This is a genomic window from Streptomyces sp. 3214.6, from assembly GCF_900129855.1.
GTDB classification, from domain to species: domain Bacteria; phylum Actinomycetota; class Actinomycetes; order Streptomycetales; family Streptomycetaceae; genus Streptomyces; species Streptomyces soliscabiei.
Genome location: NZ_LT670819.1, coordinates 4,585,563 through 4,604,478, shown reverse-complemented (window position 1 = coordinate 4,604,478; position 18,916 = coordinate 4,585,563). Strand labels below are relative to the sequence as shown.

Annotated in this window: 19 protein-coding genes and 1 pseudogene; 11 read left to right on the top strand and 9 right to left on the bottom strand. The window is 71.3% G+C overall.

The features are described 5' to 3' along the window. Positions 1-94: 94 nt before the first annotated feature. On the top strand, positions 95-700 hold the full coding sequence (locus B5557_RS20695) for a TetR/AcrR family transcriptional regulator (protein WP_443031359.1): 606 nt from the start codon (positions 95-97) through the stop codon (positions 698-700). 83 nt (positions 701-783) lie between these two features. After that, positions 784-1,077: a DUF3303 family protein gene (locus B5557_RS20690; protein WP_079660871.1), complete on the top strand. Its 294-nt coding sequence runs from the start codon at positions 784-786 to the stop codon at positions 1,075-1,077. A gap of 2 nt (positions 1,078-1,079) precedes the next feature. Here the strand turns inward: B5557_RS20690 and B5557_RS20685 are convergent, their stop codons facing one another. The 5 genes from B5557_RS20685 to B5557_RS20665 all read right to left on the bottom strand — a co-directional run bounded on the left by B5557_RS20685 (position 1,080) and on the right by B5557_RS20665 (position 7,006). After that, complete coding sequence (locus B5557_RS20685; protein ID WP_079660870.1) at positions 1,080-1,730, bottom strand: hypothetical protein; 651 nt, start codon at positions 1,728-1,730, stop codon at positions 1,080-1,082. 93 nt (positions 1,731-1,823) lie between these two features. Continuing rightward, a complete protein-coding gene (locus tag B5557_RS20680) occupies positions 1,824-4,295 on the bottom strand; it encodes a dolichyl-phosphate beta-glucosyltransferase (RefSeq protein WP_079660869.1) in 2,472 nt (823 codons plus the stop codon). Then, positions 4,292-4,993, bottom strand: a complete 702-nt coding sequence (locus tag B5557_RS20675; protein WP_079660868.1) for a GntR family transcriptional regulator — start codon at positions 4,991-4,993, stop codon at positions 4,292-4,294. The genes B5557_RS20680 and B5557_RS20675 overlap by 4 nt, the downstream gene beginning before the upstream one ends. Positions 4,994-5,129: 136 nt before the next feature. Beyond that, positions 5,130-6,485, bottom strand: a complete 1,356-nt coding sequence (locus tag B5557_RS20670; RefSeq protein WP_079660867.1) for an aspartate aminotransferase family protein — start codon at positions 6,483-6,485, stop codon at positions 5,130-5,132. Positions 6,486-6,721: 236 nt separating this feature from the next. Continuing rightward, entirely contained in the window at positions 6,722-7,006 is a 285-nt protein-coding gene (locus tag B5557_RS20665) for a zinc ribbon domain-containing protein (protein ID WP_443031358.1), read from the bottom strand. Here B5557_RS20665 and B5557_RS20660 point away from each other — a divergent pair. The 3 genes and pseudogenes from B5557_RS20660 to B5557_RS20650 all read left to right on the top strand — a co-directional run. After that, positions 6,963-7,310 (top strand): annotated as a pseudogene (locus B5557_RS20660) (DJ-1/PfpI family protein); the annotation flags it as partial. The gene B5557_RS20665 and the pseudogene B5557_RS20660 overlap by 44 nt on opposite strands. Continuing rightward, the gene (locus B5557_RS20655; RefSeq protein WP_079660865.1) at positions 7,307-7,813 is read left to right on the top strand and encodes a MarR family winged helix-turn-helix transcriptional regulator; all 507 of its coding nucleotides are present in this window, start codon (positions 7,307-7,309) and stop codon (positions 7,811-7,813) included. The pseudogene B5557_RS20660 and the gene B5557_RS20655, both read left to right, overlap by 4 nt. 89 nt (positions 7,814-7,902) lie before the next feature. Further along, complete coding sequence (locus B5557_RS20650; RefSeq protein ID WP_079660864.1) at positions 7,903-9,768, top strand: serine/threonine-protein kinase; 1,866 nt, start codon at positions 7,903-7,905, stop codon at positions 9,766-9,768. A gap of 267 nt (positions 9,769-10,035) precedes the next feature. On the opposite strand, the gene B5557_RS20640 is transcribed toward B5557_RS20650, so the two are convergent. Beyond that, positions 10,036-10,785: an SLATT domain-containing protein gene (locus B5557_RS20640; protein ID WP_079660862.1), complete on the bottom strand. Its 750-nt coding sequence runs from the start codon at positions 10,783-10,785 to the stop codon at positions 10,036-10,038. 237 nt (positions 10,786-11,022) lie between these two features. On the opposite strand from B5557_RS20640, the gene B5557_RS20635 reads away from it, so the two are divergent. From B5557_RS20635 to B5557_RS20625, 3 genes are read left to right on the top strand one after another with little or no spacing between them, the layout of a single operon-like run. Next, on the top strand, positions 11,023-11,367 hold the full coding sequence (locus B5557_RS20635; RefSeq protein ID WP_079660861.1) for a YbaB/EbfC family nucleoid-associated protein: 345 nt from the start codon (positions 11,023-11,025) through the stop codon (positions 11,365-11,367). Between the two features lie 59 nt (positions 11,368-11,426). Beyond that, on the top strand, positions 11,427-12,026 hold the full coding sequence (gene recR, locus B5557_RS20630) for a recombination mediator RecR (RefSeq protein WP_079660860.1): 600 nt from the start codon (positions 11,427-11,429) through the stop codon (positions 12,024-12,026). Then, entirely contained in the window at positions 12,019-12,681 is a 663-nt protein-coding gene (locus B5557_RS20625; RefSeq protein ID WP_079660859.1) for a DUF5063 domain-containing protein, read from the top strand. Before recR ends, B5557_RS20625 begins: the two co-directional genes overlap by 8 nt. Before the next feature lie 68 nt (positions 12,682-12,749). Here the strand turns inward: B5557_RS20625 and B5557_RS20620 are convergent, their stop codons facing one another. Continuing rightward, positions 12,750-13,505, bottom strand: a complete 756-nt coding sequence (locus tag B5557_RS20620) for a sulfite exporter TauE/SafE family protein (RefSeq protein WP_269460219.1) — start codon at positions 13,503-13,505, stop codon at positions 12,750-12,752. 252 nt (positions 13,506-13,757) lie between these two features. Between B5557_RS20620 and B5557_RS20615 the strand changes: the two genes are divergently transcribed. After that, complete coding sequence (locus B5557_RS20615; protein WP_079660858.1) at positions 13,758-14,255, top strand: SgcJ/EcaC family oxidoreductase; 498 nt, start codon at positions 13,758-13,760, stop codon at positions 14,253-14,255. A gap of 11 nt (positions 14,256-14,266) precedes the next feature. On the opposite strand, the gene B5557_RS20610 is transcribed toward B5557_RS20615, so the two are convergent. After that, complete coding sequence (locus tag B5557_RS20610; RefSeq protein WP_079660857.1) at positions 14,267-15,619, bottom strand: sensor histidine kinase; 1,353 nt, start codon at positions 15,617-15,619, stop codon at positions 14,267-14,269. Continuing rightward, a complete protein-coding gene (locus B5557_RS20605; RefSeq protein ID WP_079660856.1) occupies positions 15,616-16,323 on the bottom strand; it encodes a response regulator transcription factor in 708 nt (235 codons plus the stop codon). Before B5557_RS20605 ends, B5557_RS20610 begins: the two co-directional genes overlap by 4 nt. Positions 16,324-16,528: 205 nt before the next feature. Here B5557_RS20605 and B5557_RS20600 point away from each other — a divergent pair, with 205 nt between their 5' ends. Together B5557_RS20600 and B5557_RS20595 are read left to right on the top strand one after the other, a co-directional pair. Then, positions 16,529-17,806 (top strand): aspartate kinase, encoded by a 1,278-nt coding sequence (locus B5557_RS20600; RefSeq protein WP_079660855.1) that lies wholly within the window; start codon positions 16,529-16,531, stop codon positions 17,804-17,806. A gap of 17 nt (positions 17,807-17,823) precedes the next feature. Continuing rightward, a complete protein-coding gene (locus tag B5557_RS20595) occupies positions 17,824-18,882 on the top strand; it encodes an aspartate-semialdehyde dehydrogenase (protein ID WP_079660854.1) in 1,059 nt (352 codons plus the stop codon). Positions 18,883-18,916 lie beyond the last annotated feature (34 nt).

Sequence of the window (18,916 nt, the reverse complement as noted above, 5' to 3'; positions counted from 1 at the left end):
TCTCGTCTCTCGTCGAGCATTAGTTAGTTGGCTGACTAACTCGATGGGTATGACGCTAGCACGGTTCCACCGCCCGTTGTCTATAGTCAGTTGGGTGACTGACTCAGTGGAGAAGCGGGGTACGGAGGCCGGCGCGGGCAAGAAGGGCGTCGGCAAGCGGCAGCGGCTCATGGCGGCCGCCGCCACGGTGCTGCACGAGCGGGGCGTGGAGCGGACGACCATCGCCGACATCGCCCGCGCCGCCGACGTCCCGGTCGGCAACGTGTACTACTACTTCAAGACCAAGGACGAGCTGGTCGAGGCCGCCCTGGACCGGCACGCCGAGTACCTCGACGACCTCACCGCCCGGCTCGAAGAGCTCGCCGACCCGCGGGAACGCCTGAAGAGCCTGGTCGCCGGCTGGGTCGAGGCGCGGGACGTCACGGCCCGGTACGGCTGCCCCACGGGCACCCTCGCCGTCGAGCTCGACAAGCGCGCCGAGGGCGGTCTCGACCTCGCCGCCGGGCTCGTCGTCCGCCGACTGCTGGACTGGGTGGAGCGGCAGTACCGCGAAATCGGGGTCGACGAACCCGACGGTCACGCGCTCGCGCTCGTCGGCGCCTATCAGGGCATGTCGCTGCTCTCCAGTGCCCTGCGCGACCCGGAGGTCATGACCCGCGAAGGGGCCCGGCTCGTCGGGGAGATCGACGCGCTGCCGTGACCCCGTTCCGGGGGAGGTATCCGGCAAAAGGGCATATTCTGAACCCACATGGCCGCGTGTGTCGACCGGAGAAGGTGAGTGCGATGCGCATGCTGCTCAAGGCGTCCTTCGACACGGAGAAAGCGAACGATGCCATCCGCAACGGCACCCTGACGAAGCTGATCCAGGAGTCGATGGAACAGATCAAGCCCGAGGCGGCCTACTTCACCGCCGACCACGGCAAGCGCACCGCGTACGTGGTCTTCGACATGCAGGACAGCTCGCAGATGCCCGTGCTCAGCGAGCCGTTCTTCCTCAACCTCGACGCCGAGATCACCTACACCCCCGTGATGAACATGGAGGACGTGCAGAAGGGCCTCTCCCAGGTCGGTCGCTGACCTCAGCTGAACACGATCATCGACCCCTGCGCCAGACTCCGCGTCGCCGCCGCGTGCAGCCCCAGCCAGACGTGCCGTTCACGCGCGAAGGGGCTGGGATCGTACGGCGCCGGAACGGCGGGTTCCTCCAACTCCGTGGGACCGGCGGGCGGTTGAGGAGCCGCCGGAGGATTGGCCGGATCGATGCCGATCGACGGCGCCACGAACTCCAGCTCGCGCAGCAGGGACTGGGAGGAGCCGAGCGGGCCGCCGCCGGCGAGGAGTTCGTCGCTGGACAGGGGGTGCGGGAAGTCGACGGGGACGTACGCACCCGCGTGGTCGTAGTGCCAGACCAGGTGCGACTGCTGGGCCGTCGTCTCGAACATCTCCAGGAGCTGCTCGTAGTCGCCGCCCAGCTCGTCCACCGGCGTCACCGGCAGCCGGCACACCTGGAGCAGGTAGGCGCGGCGCAGGAAGTGCAGGGCGTCGTAGTCGAAGCCGGCCACCGGGGCGACCTCGCCGAACACACCGGGCATGTACTGGTACACCGGCACCGGCGGGAGTCCCGCCTCGGCCAGCACCTTGTTGTACTGGGCGAGTTCGTCGGCGAAGGGGTTGTCGGGGGTGTGACACAACACGTCGACGAGCGGCACCAGCCACAGGTCACAGGCCAAAGAGAGCTCCTCACGTTGCCGTTGCCGTTGCGGTTGCGGTTGCGGTTGCGGTTGCCGTTGCCGGTCAGGGCAGGGTAGTCGCTGCCGCGCACGTCAGCTCCCGTCCTGCGTCCCCTGGTGCAGGTCCCATACCCATACTCCGGCCACCCACCTACCCGGTCGGCCCACCAGCTTCTCCACCGTCTCACGCAGCCGGTCGGCGCGTGGCTGCGGGGCGAGCACCAGGGCGCCCGCCCGCCAGTACGCGAAGTCCTCGCGGGCCTCGGTCCGGGCACGGGCGTCGATCACCGGGACCACGCCCGTGTAGCGCACGTCCCGCAGCAGGCTCGCCGTGAAACGCAGCGGGACGCCGTAGACGCCGGTGCGGTCGCCGTCGCCGTAGGGGCCGTTGAAGTAGCCGCCGGGCATCCGGAAGCCGAGGCCGGACGCCGTCTGCCAGTGCAGCGCCTCGGCGTCCTCGGGTTCGGCGAGCGGCACCGGGACGAGGGTCTCGCCGGAGCGGACGTACGTCTTCCAGGAGCCGTCGGTGAAGAAGGCGGGCGTCTCGGCGCGCGGCTCGGACTTCAGCGGGGCCGGGACGAGGGGGAGCAGGGCGAGGCAGACGGCGAGCAGTCCGGCGTACTGGGTGCCCAGGCGGCGGGCCTGCGCCAGCCGGTCGATCGCCAGGGCGAGCAGCATGCCCAGCGCGGGGGCGCAGACCAGCGCGACCCGGCTCTCGATGACCGACTCGAAGAGGGGGAGACCGGCGAGCAGACTCCAGGGCCCGGGGACGGTGGTGCCGGTGAGGGGGAGCGGGATGCGCGGGCCGAGGGACAGCACCGCCGCGCCGGCCGCCGTGCAGGCCAGCGCCTTGACCGCGGGCCGCCGCCACAGCCGTACCGTGATCGCGAACGCCAGCAGGGCCAGCGGCCAGCCGTAGAAGGCGTTCTGTTCGGTCGGATTGAGGGAGAGGGCGTCCGCGCGGTCGGCGTCGCCCGCGATCAGGGAGCGCTCGGCGAACGACAGCAGCGCGCGGGCGGAGTTGCTGACGCCGGGCGCGCTGCCGTGGTCGATGCCGGAGTAGCTCTGCGGTCCGGAGAACTGCCAGGCCAGTGGGTAGACGACGAGCGGCAGACAGACGGCGGCGGCGATCGCCAGACCGTTCAGCAGCGGGCGGGCCGCCCCCCGCGCCACGCCGGGGCGTACGGCCGCGTAGGCGAGCGCGAACAGGAGCATGCCCAGCGCGGCCAGCAGCAGGGGCTCCTCCCCGAGGAAGAACTGGTAGCCCGCCATCAGGCCGAGGACTACCGCGTCCCGGGTGACCCGTTCACCGGTCGTCAGCCGCAGGGCCCGCTCGATGATCGGCGGGATCATGAACAGGACGACGAAGTTCGGGTGGGCGTTGGCGTGGCTGATCATCGGCGGTGCGAACGCGGCCAGCGCGGCCCCGGCGAAGGCGGCAGCCCGCTGCCGGACGAGCCGTCGCACGATGAGCCGGTACCAGGCGGCGGCGGTGGCGGCCAGGCCCAGCGTCATCACCAGGCTGAGGGTGACGGCCGGGCCGAGCAGCAGGGTGACGGGCGTGAGCGGGACGGCCAGGCCCAGCATCGCCGTGTTGGCCATCAGGTTGACGCCGTCGGGGAAGCCCTGGAGGTCGGTGAAGAGGGGGTTGCGCAGGTGGGCCACGTTGTCGGCGGTCACCGCGAAGAACCACTCCCACTGGTTCTGGTCCTGGAGGGAGTCGGTGAGATAGCGGTGGGCGGGGTCGAGGACGCGGCCCGAGTAGAGGGCCACGGCCATCGCGAGGAACAGGACGACGGCCAGGACGTCCACGGGTCTCAGGACGGGGAACCGCAGCCGGACCAGGTCGCGCGGGAACCGGAGGTAGTCCGTTGGGCGGACTTTCGAGCCGGGCTGGTGCGACCAGTGCACCGGCGTCTCGGCGACCGGCCAGCCGGCGCGCTGGAAGTACCGCAGCACCTCCACGTCGATGGCCCAGCCGTTGAGCCGGGAGGCGGCGAAGGCGTCCCGTGCCTTGTCGCCGTCGAACAGCTTGAACCCGCACTGGGTGTCGCGTATCCCGCGCAGGGTCGTCCGGCGTATGAGCAGGTTGCCCGCCGTGCCGAGGAGTTCGCGGATCCGGTGCTGCCGGTCGCCCAGGGTCGCGCCGGGGACCGCCCGGGAGCCGATCGCCGCCGTGTGACCGTCGGCGAGCGCCTTCTCCAGCCGACCCAACTCCTCGATGGGGGTGGCGAGATCGGCGTCCGTGACCAGGATGTGCCGGCCCCGGCTGGCGGCCACCCCGAGCCGCAGCGCGTGCCCCTTGCCCCGGTTGCCGGAGCCGGTACCGAGGACGAGCCGCACGCGCGGGTCGCGGCGCACGGTGACGAGCTCGCGGGTGGCGTCGGTGGACCCGTCGTCGGCGACCAGGATCTCCCAGCTGCCCCAGTGGCTCCCCGTCGCGTCGAGATGGCGGGTCACCGCGTCCAGGGTGGCGCCGAGCCGCCGCTCCTCGTTGTAGGCGGGGATGACGACGGAGAGTTCGACGGCCGTGGTGCCGGGCGCGGTGGCGTCCGCCCGGCTCATCCGGCCGCCAGTCGTTCGATCAGACCGATGGAGTCGGCGTTGTACGCGGCGAGGATCACACGGGCGGCGGCGGTGTCGCGGCGGTACAGGGCGTCGACGAGTTCGGTGTGGCCGGACCACAGGTGGCCGCGCAGATCGGTCAGCCGCCGCAGGTGCTGCACCGTGCACACCCAGGACTGCACGCGCAGCCGGTGCAGGAAGTCGGCGAGGTAGGGATTGCCGAACAGGGAGCTCAGCTCGCGCCAGAAACGCAGGTCGTAGCCGATGAGGACGGTGAGGTCACCGGCGGCCGCGGCCCGCTGCGCCTCCTCGCCCCGCCGGCGCACCCCCGCGATGGCGGCGACGATCCGCGGTTCCTCCAGGTTCTGCTGGGGCTGGCGGCCCTCGTCCACGGCGAGGAACATGCCCTCGATGATCAGGCTGCGCGCCTCGATCATGCCCCGGAAGTCCTCGACGGAGTACTCGTGGACCCGGAAGCCCCGATGCTGGTCGGCCTCCAGCAGGCCCTGGGCGGAGAGATCGACGAGAGCCTCGCGGACGGGGGTCGCGGAGACGCCGTACTGCTCGGCGATCTCCTTCACCGTGAACTCCTGCCCCGGCTGCAGCCGACCGCCCAGCACCTCGTCGCGAAGCGCGTCGGCGATCTGCTGTCGCAGGGTGCTGCGCGTCACGGCGCCGTTGCCGCTGCTGCCGGACATGGTCAGGGCGTCTCCATCGTCGGGGTGCGAAATGCTCGGACACGGAAAAGGTGGCGTGCTCGTCGGTATGTACGAGCACGCCACCTTACGCGTTCGAAGATTTCAAGCCCTTACACGCGTCAGGACCGTTCTGCTCCTACTGCGTGTACTCGTCGGCCACCGAGAGCGCCGTGTCCAGGGCCCCGAGCCCTTCCTTGACCTCCGACTCGGAGACGTTGAGCGGCGGCACGAAGTGTGTCCGGTTCATGTTCACGAACGGCCACACCCCGGCCTTCTTCGCGGCGGCGCCGAAGGCGACCATGGCCGCGTTCGCCTCACCGGCGGCGTTGTACGGCACCAGCGGCTCGCGGGTCTCCCGGTTCTTCACCAGCTCGACCGCCCAGAACATGCCGGCACCGCGCACCTCGCCGACGCTCGGGTGCCGCTCGGCCAGCTCCTTCAGCCCCGGCCCGACGACGGACGCGCCCAGGTTCTTCGCGTTGTCGACGATGCCCTCCTCCGCCATGACGTTGATCGTCGCGACGGCCGCGGCGCAGGCCAGCGGGTGCCCGGAGTACGTCAGCCCGCCGGGGTACGGCCGCTTCCCGAAGGTGTCCGCGATCGCGCCCGAGACGGCGACACCGCCGAGCGGCACATACCCGCTGTTCACGCCCTTGGCGAAGGTCATCAGGTCAGGGGTGACGTCGTACAGGTCGGCCGCGAACCACTCGCCGGTGCGGCCGAATCCGGCCATGACCTCGTCCAGGATGAAGACGATCCCGTACTTGTCGCAGATCTCCCGCACGCCCGCGAGGTAGCCGGGCGGCGGGAGCATGATCCCGGCGGTGCCCGGAATCGTCTCCAGGATGATCGCGGCGACCGTCCCCGGCCCCTCGAAGGCGATCGTCGTCTCCAGGTGCTCCAGGGCCCGCGCGCACTCCTGCTCCTCCGTCTCGGCGTAGAAGCGGGAGCGGTACAGGAACGGCGCCCAGAAGTGCACGACCCCGGCGGAGGCGCTGTCGGAGGCCCAGCGCCGGGGGTCGCCGGTGATGTTCACGGCCTGCTGCGTACCGCCGTGGTACGAACGGTAGGCGGAGAGCACCTTGGCCCGGCCGGTGTGCAGCCGGGCCATGCGCACGGCGTGCTCGACGGCGTCCGCGCCGCCGTTGGTGAAGAAGATCTTGTCCAGGTCGCCGGGGGTGCGCTCGGCGATCAGCCGGGCCGCCTCCGAGCGGGCCTCGACGGCGAAGGCGGGCGCGAACGTGGTCAGGCGGGCGGCCTGCTCCTGGATCGCGGCGACGACCTTCGGATGCTGGTAGCCGATGTTGGTGAAGACGAGGCCGCTGGTGAGGTCGAGGTACCGCTTGCCGTCGTAGTCCCAGAAGTACGAGCCCTCCGCGCCGGCCACGGCGAGCGGGTCGATGAGCTCCTGGGCGGACCAGGAGTGGAAGACATGCGCGCGGTCCGCGGCCTTCACGGCCGCGCCGGCCTGGGGGTCGGTCTGAGGGGTCATGCCAGTGAGCGTAAATGTCCGCGATGCGGAAGGGGTATCGGCATCGTGCACGCAGGCGGGGGGCCCGGCTCGACACAGTGTCACCGGTCCGCGCCGCGGAGCTGCCTCGGCGCGGACCGGACCGGTCGTGTGCCGGCGGATCAGTAATTGGCGGTCTGGTACTCGTCCGAGTTTTGACTTGCTCCTCGGGCTGAAGCCCGAGGATTCTGGCCTTCCGTGACTGGTTTGCTGTGCCGCTACGCGGCACGCGGTTCGGTCGGGAATCCGTGGCTTCCTGTTTCTTCGCGCTGTGCCAGAACGGATTCTGGTCTTACCGGCGCTCCGCAGGCCGACACCGCCAGTCCGGCGGCCGTCTTCACGTTGATCGCGGCGTTGTGGTCCCGGTCGTGGACGGCGCCGCAGGCGGTACAGGTCCATTCCCGGACGTTCAGGGGTTTGGGCCCGTCCTTGACGCCCGCCCGCCGTGGAGCAACTGGCAAGGCGCGGGAGTTTCTGCGGGCCCGTGTCCCCGTCGCCGCCATCTGCGGCGCCACCGCGGGCCTCGCCCGTGAGGGCCTGCTCGACGACCGGGACCACACCAGCGCCGTCTCGTTCTACCTGGCCGCGACGGGGTACGGCGGCGCGGAGCGGTACTTCGAGGCGGACGCCGTCACCGACGGCGGGCTGATCACCGCCGGTCCGACCGAACCGGTCGCCTTCGCGTGCGAGATCCTCGGGCTCCTCGGCGTGTACGAGGGCGAGGTCCTGGACGCCTGGTACCGGCTGTTCCACGACTCGGACGCGCAGGCGTACGCCGTGCTGGAGCAGGCGGGGACGCGGGCGTGAGCCGTGAGCGTCAGGAGTTGCTCAGCCGCAGCGCGCTCGGCGTCTTCCGGCTGAACGGGCAGTTCCTCGCCGTCGCCGAGGAGCTGGCCCGGCCCGCCGGGCTCACCGCCGCCTGGTGGCAGGTGCTCGGCGCGGTACTGGGCGAGCCGCTGCCCGTGTCCGGGATCGCCCGAGAGATGGGCATCACGCGGCAGAGTGTCCAGCGCATCGCCGACCTGCTGGTGGACAAGGGGCTGGCCGAATACCGGCCCAACCCGGCCCACCGGCGCGCCAAGCTGCTGGCGCCCACCCAGGAGGGCCGGGCCGCGATCGCCCGCATCCACCCCGGTCACGCGGCCTTCGCCGACCGGCTGGCCGCCGCGTACGGCGAGGCGGAACTCGCCGAGGCCGTGCAGGCGCTGGAACGCCTGTCCAAGCTGCTGGACGCCCTGGAGCTCCCGCCCCCGTCGGCCGCGCCCCCGCCGATTCCCTCTCCGCCGCCTCCGCCTGTTACGGAACCGTAGACATCGCGCCACGCGACGGCCCGAACGGCCGGTTTATTCTCGGCACACACATGTCTCGATCACACATGTGGGGGAAGGGCGGCGCTGCGATGGAGAAACTGGGGCCCGGGGACCCGCAGCGCATCGGCGGCTACCGGCTGCTCGCGCGGCTGGGAGCGGGCGGGATGGGGCAGGTCTACCTCGCCCGTTCGGACCGTGGGCGGACGGTCGCCGTGAAGCTGGTGCGGCGGGAGCTGGCGGCGCGCGAGGAGTTCCGGGCGCGCTTCCGGCAGGAGGTGCGCAACGCCCAGCGGGTCGGCGGGTTCTGGACGGCGCCCGTCCTGGACGCCGACACCGAGGCCGAGGTGCCCTGGGTCGCCACCGGCTATGTCGCGGGCCCGAGCCTCCAGCAGGTCGTCAGCCACGACCACGGGCCGCTGCCCGAGCGGTCGGTGCGCATCCTCGCCGCCGGGCTCGCGCACGCGCTCACCAACATCCACGCGGCCGGGATCGTCCACCGCGACCTCAAGCCGTCCAACGTGATGGTCACCATCGAAGGCCCCCGCGTCATCGACTTCGGTGTCGCACGGGCGCTGGAGAGCGTCACCGGCGAGAGCCGGCTCACCCAGACCGGCGCGGTGGTCGGCTCGCCCGGCTTCCTGGCCCCCGAGCAGGTGCGCGGCGACGCCGTCACCCCGGCCAGCGACGTCTTCTGCCTCGGCTCCGTCCTCGCCTACGCCGCCACCGGCACCCTTCCCTTCGGCTCCGCCGACAGCGGGGCGCACGCCCTGATGTTCCGCATCGCCGAGGACGAACCCGACCTGACGGGCGTCCCCGAGGGCATCGCCGACCTGGTCCGCGCCTGTCTGCGCAAGGACCCGGCCGCCCGCCCCACCCCGGACCGCGTCCTGGAGCTCACGGGCGCCGACGACACCGTCTCCGACGGCCGCTCCCGCGACCCCTGGCTGCCCGGCGCCCTCGTCGCCCAACTCGGCCGTCACGCCGTGCGGCTGCTGGAGGTGGAGGACCCCGAGGGCACGGACGGCGGCGGCCTCTCCCACCCCGCCGCCCCGGCCTTCCCCGAGTACCCGGCGACCGCCCGCGAAGCCACCCCGGAACACTCCGGCCCGCGCGGCGACGCGTTCTCCCCGGCCCACCGCCCCACCCTGCTCGCGGGCCACGACGGCATCCCGCCGCAGTCACCCCCGGCCGGCGCGGACACCGCCCCGGCCCACCCGGCGTACGGCCACCCCCAGCAACACCCGGCCGCCGCCCCCGCCTACGGCTACCCGCCCCAGCCGTCGGGCGCCTGGTCCCCGGCGCAGGGCGCCTCCGTCCCGTACAACCCGTACGCGGACGGCGGCGGCGCCCCCCACGGGCAGACCGGCGCCGACCCGCAGGACCCCCCGCGCCGCAACCGCCGTACGACCGCGCTGCTGGTCCTGGTCGCCCTGGTGGTCGCGATCGCCGCCGGCGGCTCGGTGTACGCGTTCCTGAACGGCGACGGCGACGCCACCGCGCAGCCGACGCCCGGCCCGGCCACGGGAGCCTCGAACTCCCCGCCCCCGAAGGCCTCGACACCGCCGAACCCGTCGGGGTCCTCGTCGCCTTCGCCCTCCCCGTCGTCGTCGGACGGTGTGGTCCCGGCGGCCTACCTCGGCACCTGGACCACCACGATCGAGAACGCGAGCGGCACGAACAAGCGCCGGCTCACCATCCGCCAGGGCACGGTGGGCGACCCGGTGCTCGCCCTCGTCGCCGACGGCGGCACCTACCACTGCGAGTTCAGCGCCGACCTCACCCAACGACCGGGCGGCGACGGCCCGTTGGAGATCGGCCCCTCCAAGGTCACCGCCGGCGAACCCCTCACCTCGTGCAGTCCCGGCACCGCCTCCGAGGTCACCCTGCTCGCCGACGGCAAGCTGCAACGCGTCAACACCGGCACCGGGGAGAAGCTCACCTACACCAAGGGGTGAACGTCGGGCGAACGTCGGCCGACGGGCCCCGCCGACGCCTTCGGACAGTCGTACGGTGAACTCACGAACGACTGCCCAGGACGGCGCCCCGCCCTCCGTCGACGCCATCGAACACGGCGCCTGTGCAGCTCCAGCACACCCAGCCCGTCCGGCACACCCAGCCCGTCCGGCATTTGAGGACGAGGCCCTTCAAGGGCCGACAGGGGGTCTGGGGGCAAAGCCCCCAGGGATGGGACGGGTAGGGGCGGCGGGGGCGAAGAACCGCCCTCACCGCGGCTCCGGCGGCCGCTGCCGAGGCATGTTCGGCCGAGCGTTCACCCCGGGCGGCGAAGGAAACCGCCCAGACCCGCCACCGACGTCCACCCGCCCGCCGGAGGCAACCGCCGACTGAATCCCCAGCGGAGCGGGCCCGCTGCGAAACTCCACCATCCAGTCCGCCGTCTCCGTACGCACCAGATCCGTCACGTCCTCCGAGAACCGCCGCAACACCCCGAGGCACCGCTCCGCGGCCTCACTCGCCGTCCCCTCCGCAGGCCCCAGCACCTCCCGCACGCTCTCCGAGGCCCAGTCGAACTGCAACACCTGCAACCGCCGCTGCACGGCCTGCGCGGTCGCCACGTCCCTTATCCAGCCGGACGTCACCCCGAAGAACCGGTCCACCGCCACGCACGCCACCGCCAGCAGCAGCGCCAGATACCCCCAGGGGGCGACCCCGCCCATCACCCGGGTCAGATCCAGCAACGGCAGCGCGGCCCCGCACACCGCCCCCGCCGCCGCCCCGGCCCGCAGCGCCCGTGCGCCCCGCCGCTTCCACACCCGGTCGGCGAGGTACCAGGCGGCGGTCTCCAGCGCGCCGCGCTCCACCCACCGGTACAGCTCCTCCAGCCGCTCGGCGGGCTCGCCCCAGTCGCCGAGCGGGAGCGCCCGCCCGGTCAGGTCGCCCGGCCGCAGCCCGGCCGCGCCCTCGCCCCGCTCGTCCTGAGGCGGACCCTCGGGCTGCATCTCCGGCTGACCCACCCGGCACTCCCTTATGACTCAGTGACTCCGCGTAACGCCTGATGCTGAATGTGCCGACCCTTCCTACCTCCCAATGGGTGGCGAAGGGCACGCTTTCGTCGCTTTTCCGCCCGGAAGGAGGTCTTGATCAGGTATAGGCCACCGAGGTATCTCACTCGAAAGAGTGGCGGGGCGACGCACTCATGGAGCACGTAGGCTCAGTGGCAGACAGGAACAAGGCAGAGACAGGAGCCGATCGTGATTCCCGGTGGTGGCCAGCCCAACATGCAGCAGCTGCTCCAGCAGGCCCAGAAGATGCAGCAGGACCTGGCCCGTGCCCAGGAGGAGCTGGCGAACACGGAGGTGGACGGGCAGGCGGGCGGCGGCCTGGTGAGGGCCACCGTGACCGGCTCCGGTGAACTGCGGGCCCTGCAGATCGACCCGAAGGCGGTGGACCCCGAGGACACCGAGACCCTCGCCGACCTGATCGTCGCGGCCGTCCACGCGGCCAACGAGAACGCGCAGACGCTCCAGCAGCAGAAGCTCGGCCCGCTGGCCCAGGGCCTGGGCGGCGGCAGCGGCATTCCGGGCCTGCCTTTCTAAGACCGGCCCCGGCCAACTACCGTACGTACTGCAAGGAAACCCAGGAAGGACGGCAGTCCGTGTACGAAGGCGTGGTCCAGGACCTCATCGACGAGCTGGGGCGGCTGCCCGGCGTCGGTCCCAAGAGCGCGCAGCGGATCGCCTTCCACATCCTCCAGGCGGAACCGACGGACGTACGGCGGCTCGCGCAGTGCCTCATGGAGGTCAAGGCGAAGGTCCGCTTCTGCGCGACCTGCGGCAACGTGGCGCAGGAGGAGCTGTGCGGCATCTGCCGTGACGCCCGCCGCGACCCGACGGTCATCTGTGTCGTCGAGGAGCCGAAGGACGTCGTGGCGATCGAGCGCACCCGCGAGTTCCGCGGCAAGTACCACGTCCTCGGCGGCGCGATCAGCCCCATCGAGGGTGTCGGTCCCGACGACCTGCGTATACGAGAACTTCTCGCGCGGTTGGCCGACGGGACGGTCACGGAACTGATCCTGGCCACGGATCCGAACCTGGAAGGCGAGGCCACGGCCACGTACCTCGCCCGCATGATCAAGCCCATGGGCCTGAAGGTCACCCGCCTGGCCAGCGGCCTCCCGGTGGGCGGCGACCTGGAATACGCGGACGAGGTCACGCTCGGCCGCGCCTTCGAGGGGAGACGACTCCTAGATGTCTGACGCCACGCTGCACGCGACCGACCGGAATCCGGACGACTTCGCTGTCCAGATCGCCGATCAGGTCGAGAGCTTCCTGGTAGCCGTCACGGAGGTGGCGAAGGGCGACGAGCCGGGCTCGGCGGTCCCCTTCCTCCTCCTGGAGGTGTCCCAGCTGCTCCTGGCCGGCGGCCGGCTCGGCGCGCACGAGGACATCGTCCCCGACGAGCGCTACGAGCCCGACCCGGGCTTCGAGCCGGACGCGGACGAACTCCGCGAGAACCTGGCCAGACTGCTGGACCCGGTGGACGTCTACTCGGAGGTCTTCGACCCCTACGAGCCCCGCAAGGCGCCCGTCCCGGCCCGGATCTCCGACGACCTCGCCGACGTCATCGCCGACCTGCGCCACGGCATGGTCCACTACCGCGCGGGCCGCACCACCGAGGCGCTGTGGTGGTGGCAGTTCTCCTACTTCTCCAACTGGGGCTCCACGGCCTCGGCGACCCTGCGCGCCCTGCACTCGGTGCTCGCGCACGTCCGGCTGGACCAGCCCCTGGAGGAACTGGACGGCCTCGACACCGACCAGACCCCGCTGGGTGACGAGACGCTGGAGTTCGAGGCGGGCCGTGTGATGGCGGAGGAGATGGGCGACCACCTGGGCGCCCGCTCGGCGAAGTAACCGCGCGAACGGAGCGGGGGAGCGACCGCGGACTGCCGTGCTGACGCCTCGCGCCGGCGCGCGTGGTGTCAGAGGTGGAAGGGGACGAAGATGCCGAAGAGTCCTTTCCCCACGGCCGTCACTCCACCCGCCAACGCCAGCCCCAGCACCAGGAGTCGGGCCCGCCGCTCCGGCAGCCGCCCCGCGAGCGCCCTGCCGATCGACGCGCCCACCGTCATCGCGGCGGCGACCGCGACCCATTGGGGAGCGGCCAGCTTCGGCACCCCGTTCGCCGCCACCGAGAAGGCGTTCACGACGACGCCGTAGAACTGCGCGTTCGGCACGAACTCCCGTACCGTCCAGCCCGCGTTGACGGCGTACAGGGAGACCGGGGGGCCGCCGACGCCCGCCGCCGAGTTCATGAAGCCGCCCGCCGCGCCGGCCACGACCGCGCCCCGGGCGCCACGCAGGGCGGGTATCCGCGCGCCCCGCATGACGAGCACGACGGCCACCGTCACCAGCGCGCCCATCACCAGCAGCAGGACGGGCTCCGGGAGCCGGCGGGTCAGCCAGGAGCCCGCCGGGACCGTGCAGGCGGCGGCCACACACAACGGGACCATCGCCGCCGGACGTACCCGACGCCAGCCGCCCGCCAGACCCACCACGCTGATCACGCCCGCCGCGCAGTTCGCCAGGACCACCCCCTGGGCCGGGCCCAGCAGCAGCACCAGCGCGGGGACGGCCACCAGCGCGAAGCCCATCCCGGTCAGCCACTGCACGCCCGACCCCAGCAGCACGATCCCGGCGAGCAGCGCCTCGCCCGTCCCCCACGTCCCGTTCGTCACGGTGTACCTGCCTACACCATCGGTTCGCGGTCGACGGATCGCAGGGTGTGCTGACCGCCGTCGGCATGGGCGTCGTCTCCCTCGGGGCCGGTGCCGGCCTGGTCCGCGACCGCGGCAAGCCCGCCCGCTCCTGACGGCCGGCGAACGTTGGAGAGGTCTTGGACGTCCCCTGTACGACGGCTGCACGGACGCTAACCGGCCGCACGTGAATCTTGAGTCATCCCAACAAGCGCCAGCCGCACAGGAGTTGCGATGACCCGCAAGACCCGCATACGCGCCGCCCTCGTCACCGCCACCGCCCTCGCCACCGTCGCCACGGTGACGGCCGGGGTCAGTGCGGCCGGCGACAACAAGCCCGCCAAGCCCACCAAGAAGCAGATCGCCGCCCTCTTCGACGGCTGGAACGCCGCGCTGCAGACCGGCGACCCCGAGATCGTGGCCGACCGCTACGCCAAGGACGCGGTCCTGCTGCCCACCCTGTCCAACAAGGTCCGCACGGACCACGCCGGCATCGTCGACTACATGGAGCACTTCCTCCAGAACAAGCCGGTCGGCAAGAAGATCGAGACGCACATCAACGTCCTCGACAGCAACTCCGCCCTCGACTCCGGCGTGTACCAGTTCACGCTCACCGACAAGGCCACCGGCAAGAAGAAGGTGGTCGAGGCCCGCTACACCTACGAGTACGAGAAGCGCGGCGGCCAGTGGAAGATCGTCAACCACCACTCGTCCGCGATGCCCGAGGGCTGATCAGCCCACGCTCACCCGGCGCGCTGTGCGGCCCGCAGCGTGATCCGCACGCACAGCCCGCCCCCGGGAGCGTCCACCAGCGTCACCGTCCCGCCGTCGTCGGTCACCAGTTGTTTGACGACGGCGAGGCCGAGACCGGAGCCGGAGCGCCCGGTGAGGCCCTGACCGCGCCAGAAGCGGTCGAAGGCGCGGGACTTCTCCGCGTCCGACATGCCCGGACCCTCGTCGAGGACCGACAGCACCACCTTGTCGCCCTTCGACTCCGCCCGGACGGTGATCGCCCCGCCGTCCGGTGACACCTCCAGGGCGTTCGAGAGCACGTTGTCCAGCACCTGGTCCAGATGACCGGGGCTGGCCAACACAGACGGCCGGTCGTCGACACCACTCCCCCTGAGCGCGATGGTGACTCCGCGCTCGTCGGCGGCCGGCCTCCACACCGACAGCCGTTCGGCCACGATGTCCGTCAGCGACAGCGGCTCGGCGGCCGTCACCTTGGCCTCGGCCCGCGCCAGCACCAGCAGCCCGTTGACCAGGCGGCTCATCCGCACCACCTCGGCGGTCGCCTGCTCCACGTCCTCCCGTACGAACTCGTCGTCGACGCCGTCGGCGATGTTGTCCAGGGAGAGACGGAGCGCCGTCAGCGGGGTCCGCAGCTGGTGCGAGGCGTCCGCGACGAAGATCCGCTGCGAGGCGATCAGCGTGTCGAGGCGTTCGCCCGCCTGGTTGAGGGTGATCGCCAGGGTCTGCGTCTCCGGCGGACCCGCCACGGGGGAGCGGGCCGTCAGATCGCCGTCGCTGAACCTGCTCGCCATGGAGTTGAGCGCGCGCAGCGGGGCGGTGATCCGGCGGGCGGCGAACGCGCCGATCGCGGCGGCCGCCGCCAGGACGAGCACGGCGAGCGCGGCCCTGAAGCCCCAGATCTGCCACAGCCGCCTCGTCATGTCCGAGGTCGAGTAGACGATCCGTACGGCTGCGTCGCCCTGGGCGGGCACGGTGATCGTCAGCTGTTTGCCCCAGATGAAGTCCGAACCCCAGTCGGTCGTCGGATCGTTCTTCTTCACGGCCCGGGTCAGCGCCGCGTCCGCGGTGGGCCTCGGCAGGTCAGGGGCGCAGCTGCCGGTGGGGGTGACCTGGACGTCGCCGGGGGTCTTGCGGCCGTACGCGTTCGCCACCTCGGTCAGCGCCTCGCACGAGATGCGGTCGCCGTTGCCAAGGAGCAGCGCCATCGTGTTGGCCTCGCGCATGACGGACAGCTCGGTGTCGTCCCGCAGCTGCTTGGTGAGGGTGAAGGCCACCGGCACCGTGAACAGCAGGATCGCGACCGCGACGAGCAGGATGTAGCTGCGGATGAGCTGGCGGTTCATGAGGACTCGGGACCCTTCACGGTCTCCGGGTCCTTGACGATCTCCAGGCGGAAGCCGACGCCCCGCACCGCCTCGATGGCGACGACCCCGGCGAACTTCCGCCGCAGGGCCGCCACGTGCACGTCCAGCGTCTTCGTCGGCCCGAACCAGTTCGCGTCCCAGACGGCTTCCATGATCTGCTCGCGCGACATCAGCGCGCCCGGCTCCTCGGTGAGGAAGGAGAGCAGGTCGTACTCCTTGGGCGCGAGGGAGACCTCCTCGCCGTCCACATGGACGCGGGCCGCCTTGCGGTCGATGGTCAGGCGGGCGCCGTACCGGTCGGCGCCGTTCTCGGGGGCGGCGGCCGTACGCGGCTGGACGCGCCGCATCACCGCCCGTATCCGCGCGATGACCTCCCGCACCCCGAACGGCTTGGACACATAGTCGTCGGCGCCCAGCTCCAGGCCGACCACGCGGTCCGTCTCGTCGCTGCGGGCGCTGATCACGATGATCGGCACGTTGCCGCGCTCGCGCAGCGCCTTGCAGACGTCGAGGCCGTCGGTGTCGGGCAGCCCGAGGTCCAGCAGTACGACGTCGTAGGGGCCGGAGTGGGCGAGGGCGGCGGCGCCCGTAGTGACCCAGTCGACCTCGAAGCCGTAGCGCTTCAGTCCGCGCCGCAGCGACTCGGCGACCGGCTCGTCGTCTTCCACCAGGAGTACGTGCACAGCCGCACGATAGTGCGTACGAAGTGCTTGAAACTTAATTCACAGCTATCACTTCGGCCTCAGTGGGAAGGGAGTTCCCGAAGCGGGCGTCCGGACATCTCACGATGCGGTACTCGGGAGGTGAATTTCGGGCGCTCGTTAGACTGAGCCGACCGCAGTACAAGGGCGTATGTGCGGAAACGAACGAACTGAGCGAGGAGCGCACGTGGGCCTTGTCGTGCAGAAGTACGGAGGCTCCTCCGTAGCCGATGCCGAGGGCATCAAGCGCGTCGCCAAGCGGATCGTGGAAGCGAAGAAGAACGGCCACCAGGTGGTCGTCGTCGTTTCCGCGATGGGCGACACGACGGACGAGCTGATCGATCTCGCCGAGCAGGTGTCACCGATGCCCAGCGGACGAGAGTTCGACATGCTGCTGACCGCCGGAGAGCGGATCTCCATGGCCCTGCTGGCGATGGCGATCAAAAACCTGGGTCACAGCGCCCAGAGCTTCACCGGCAGCCAGGCAGGCGTCATCACCGACTCGGTCCACAACAAAGCCCGGATCATCGACGTCACGCCGGGCCGCATCCGGACCGCGCTGGACGAGGGCAACATCGCCATCGTCGCCGGGTTCCAGGGTGTCAGCCAGGACAAGAAGGACATCACCACGCTGGGGCGCGGCGGGTCCGACACCACGGCCGTCGCCCTCGCCGCCGCGCTGGACGCCGAGGTCTGCGAGATCTACACCGACGTGGACGGCGTCTTCACCGCCGACCCGCGCGTGGTGAAGAAGGCGCGGAAGATCGACTGGATCGCCTTCGAGGACATGCTGGAGCTCGCGGCCTCCGGCTCCAAGGTGCTGCTCCACCGCTGTGTGGAGTACGCCCGCCGCTACAACATCCCGATCCACGTCCGCTCGTCCTTCAGCGGACTGCAGGGCACGTGGGTCAGCAGTGCACCGATCGAGCAAGGGGACAAGCCGGTGGAGCAGGCCATCATCTCCGGTGTCGCGCACGACACCTCCGAGGCCAAGGTCACGGTCGTCGGCGTGCCGGACAAGCCGGGCGAGGCCGCCGCGATCTTCCGCACGATCTCCGACGCCGAGATCAACATCGACATGATCGTGCAGAACGTGTCCGCGGCCTCCACCGGCCTGACGGACATCTCCTTCACGCTCCCCAAGGCCGAGGGCCGCAAGGCCATCGACGCCCTGGAGAAGAACCGCTCCGGCATCGGCTTCGACTCGCTGCGCTACGACGACCAGATCGGCAAGATCTCGCTGGTCGGCGCAGGCATGAAGACGAACCCCGGCGTCACGGCCGACTTCTTCAAGGCCCTGGCCGACGCGGGCGTCAACATCGAGCTCATCTCGACCTCCGAGATCCGCATCTCGGTCGTGACGCGCGCCGACGACGTCAACGAGGCCGTGCGCGCCGTGCACAGCGCCTTCGGCCTCGACTCCGACAGCGACGAAGCCGTCGTCTACGGAGGCACCGGCCGCTGATGGCCGTACAGCCTGGGATGTCCGCCCGCAGGCGGCCGACGCTCGCGCTCGTCGGGGCGACCGGCGTCGTCGGCGCCGTCATGCGCCAGATCCTGTCCCAGCGGGCGGACGTCTGGGGCGAGATCAGACTCGTCGCCTCGCCGCGCTCGGCCGGCCGCAAGCTGGCCGTGCGCGGCGCCGAGGTCGAGGTGCTGGCCCTGTCGGAGGAGGTCTTCGACGGGGTCGACGTCGCCATGTTCGACGTCCCCGACGAGGTCGCCGCGCACTGGGCGCCGATCGCCGCCGCCAAGGGCGTGGTCGTGGTGGACAACTCCGGCGCCTTCCGGATGGACCCGGACGTGCCGCTGGTCGTCCCCGAGGTCAACGGGCACACGGTGCGCAACCGGCCGCGCGGCATCGTCGCCAACCCCAACTGCACGACCCTGTCGATGATCGTCGCCCTGGGCGCGCTGCACGCCGAGTACGGGCTGCGCGAGTTGGTGGTGTCCTCGTACCAGGCGGTGAGCGGGGCCGGGCGGGCCGGGGTGGAGACGCTGCGGCAGCAGATGACGCTGGTCGCCGGCACCGAGCTGGGGACCAGCCCCGGGGACGTGCGGCGGGCCGTCGGCGACAACACCGGCCCGTTCCCGGAGCCGGTCGCGCTGAACGTCGTCCCGTGGGCGGGCTCGTTGCGCGAGGACGGCTGGTCGTCGGAGGAGATGAAGGTGCGGGACGAGTCCCGCAAGATCCTCGGACTGCCGAAGCTGCCGGTGGCCGTGACCTGCGTGCGCGTCCCCGTCGTCACCACGCACTCCCTCACCGTCCACGCCCGCTTCCAGGGCGAGGTCACCGTCGACGGCGCCCGCGAGATCATCGCGACGGCACCCGGCGTCGTCCTCTTCGACAACCCTGCCGCCGGCGAGTTCCCCACACCCGCCGACGTCGTCGGCACCGACCCGACCTGGGTGGGCCGGGTGCGGCGGGCCCTCGACGACCCGACGGCGCTCGAACTGTTCGTGTGCGGGGACAACCTGCGCAAGGGAGCCGCCCTGAACACCGCGCAGATCGCGGAACTGGTGGCGGCGGAGCTGGGCTGACTCGCGAGTCAGGAGCTGTTCCGGATCGGTCGGC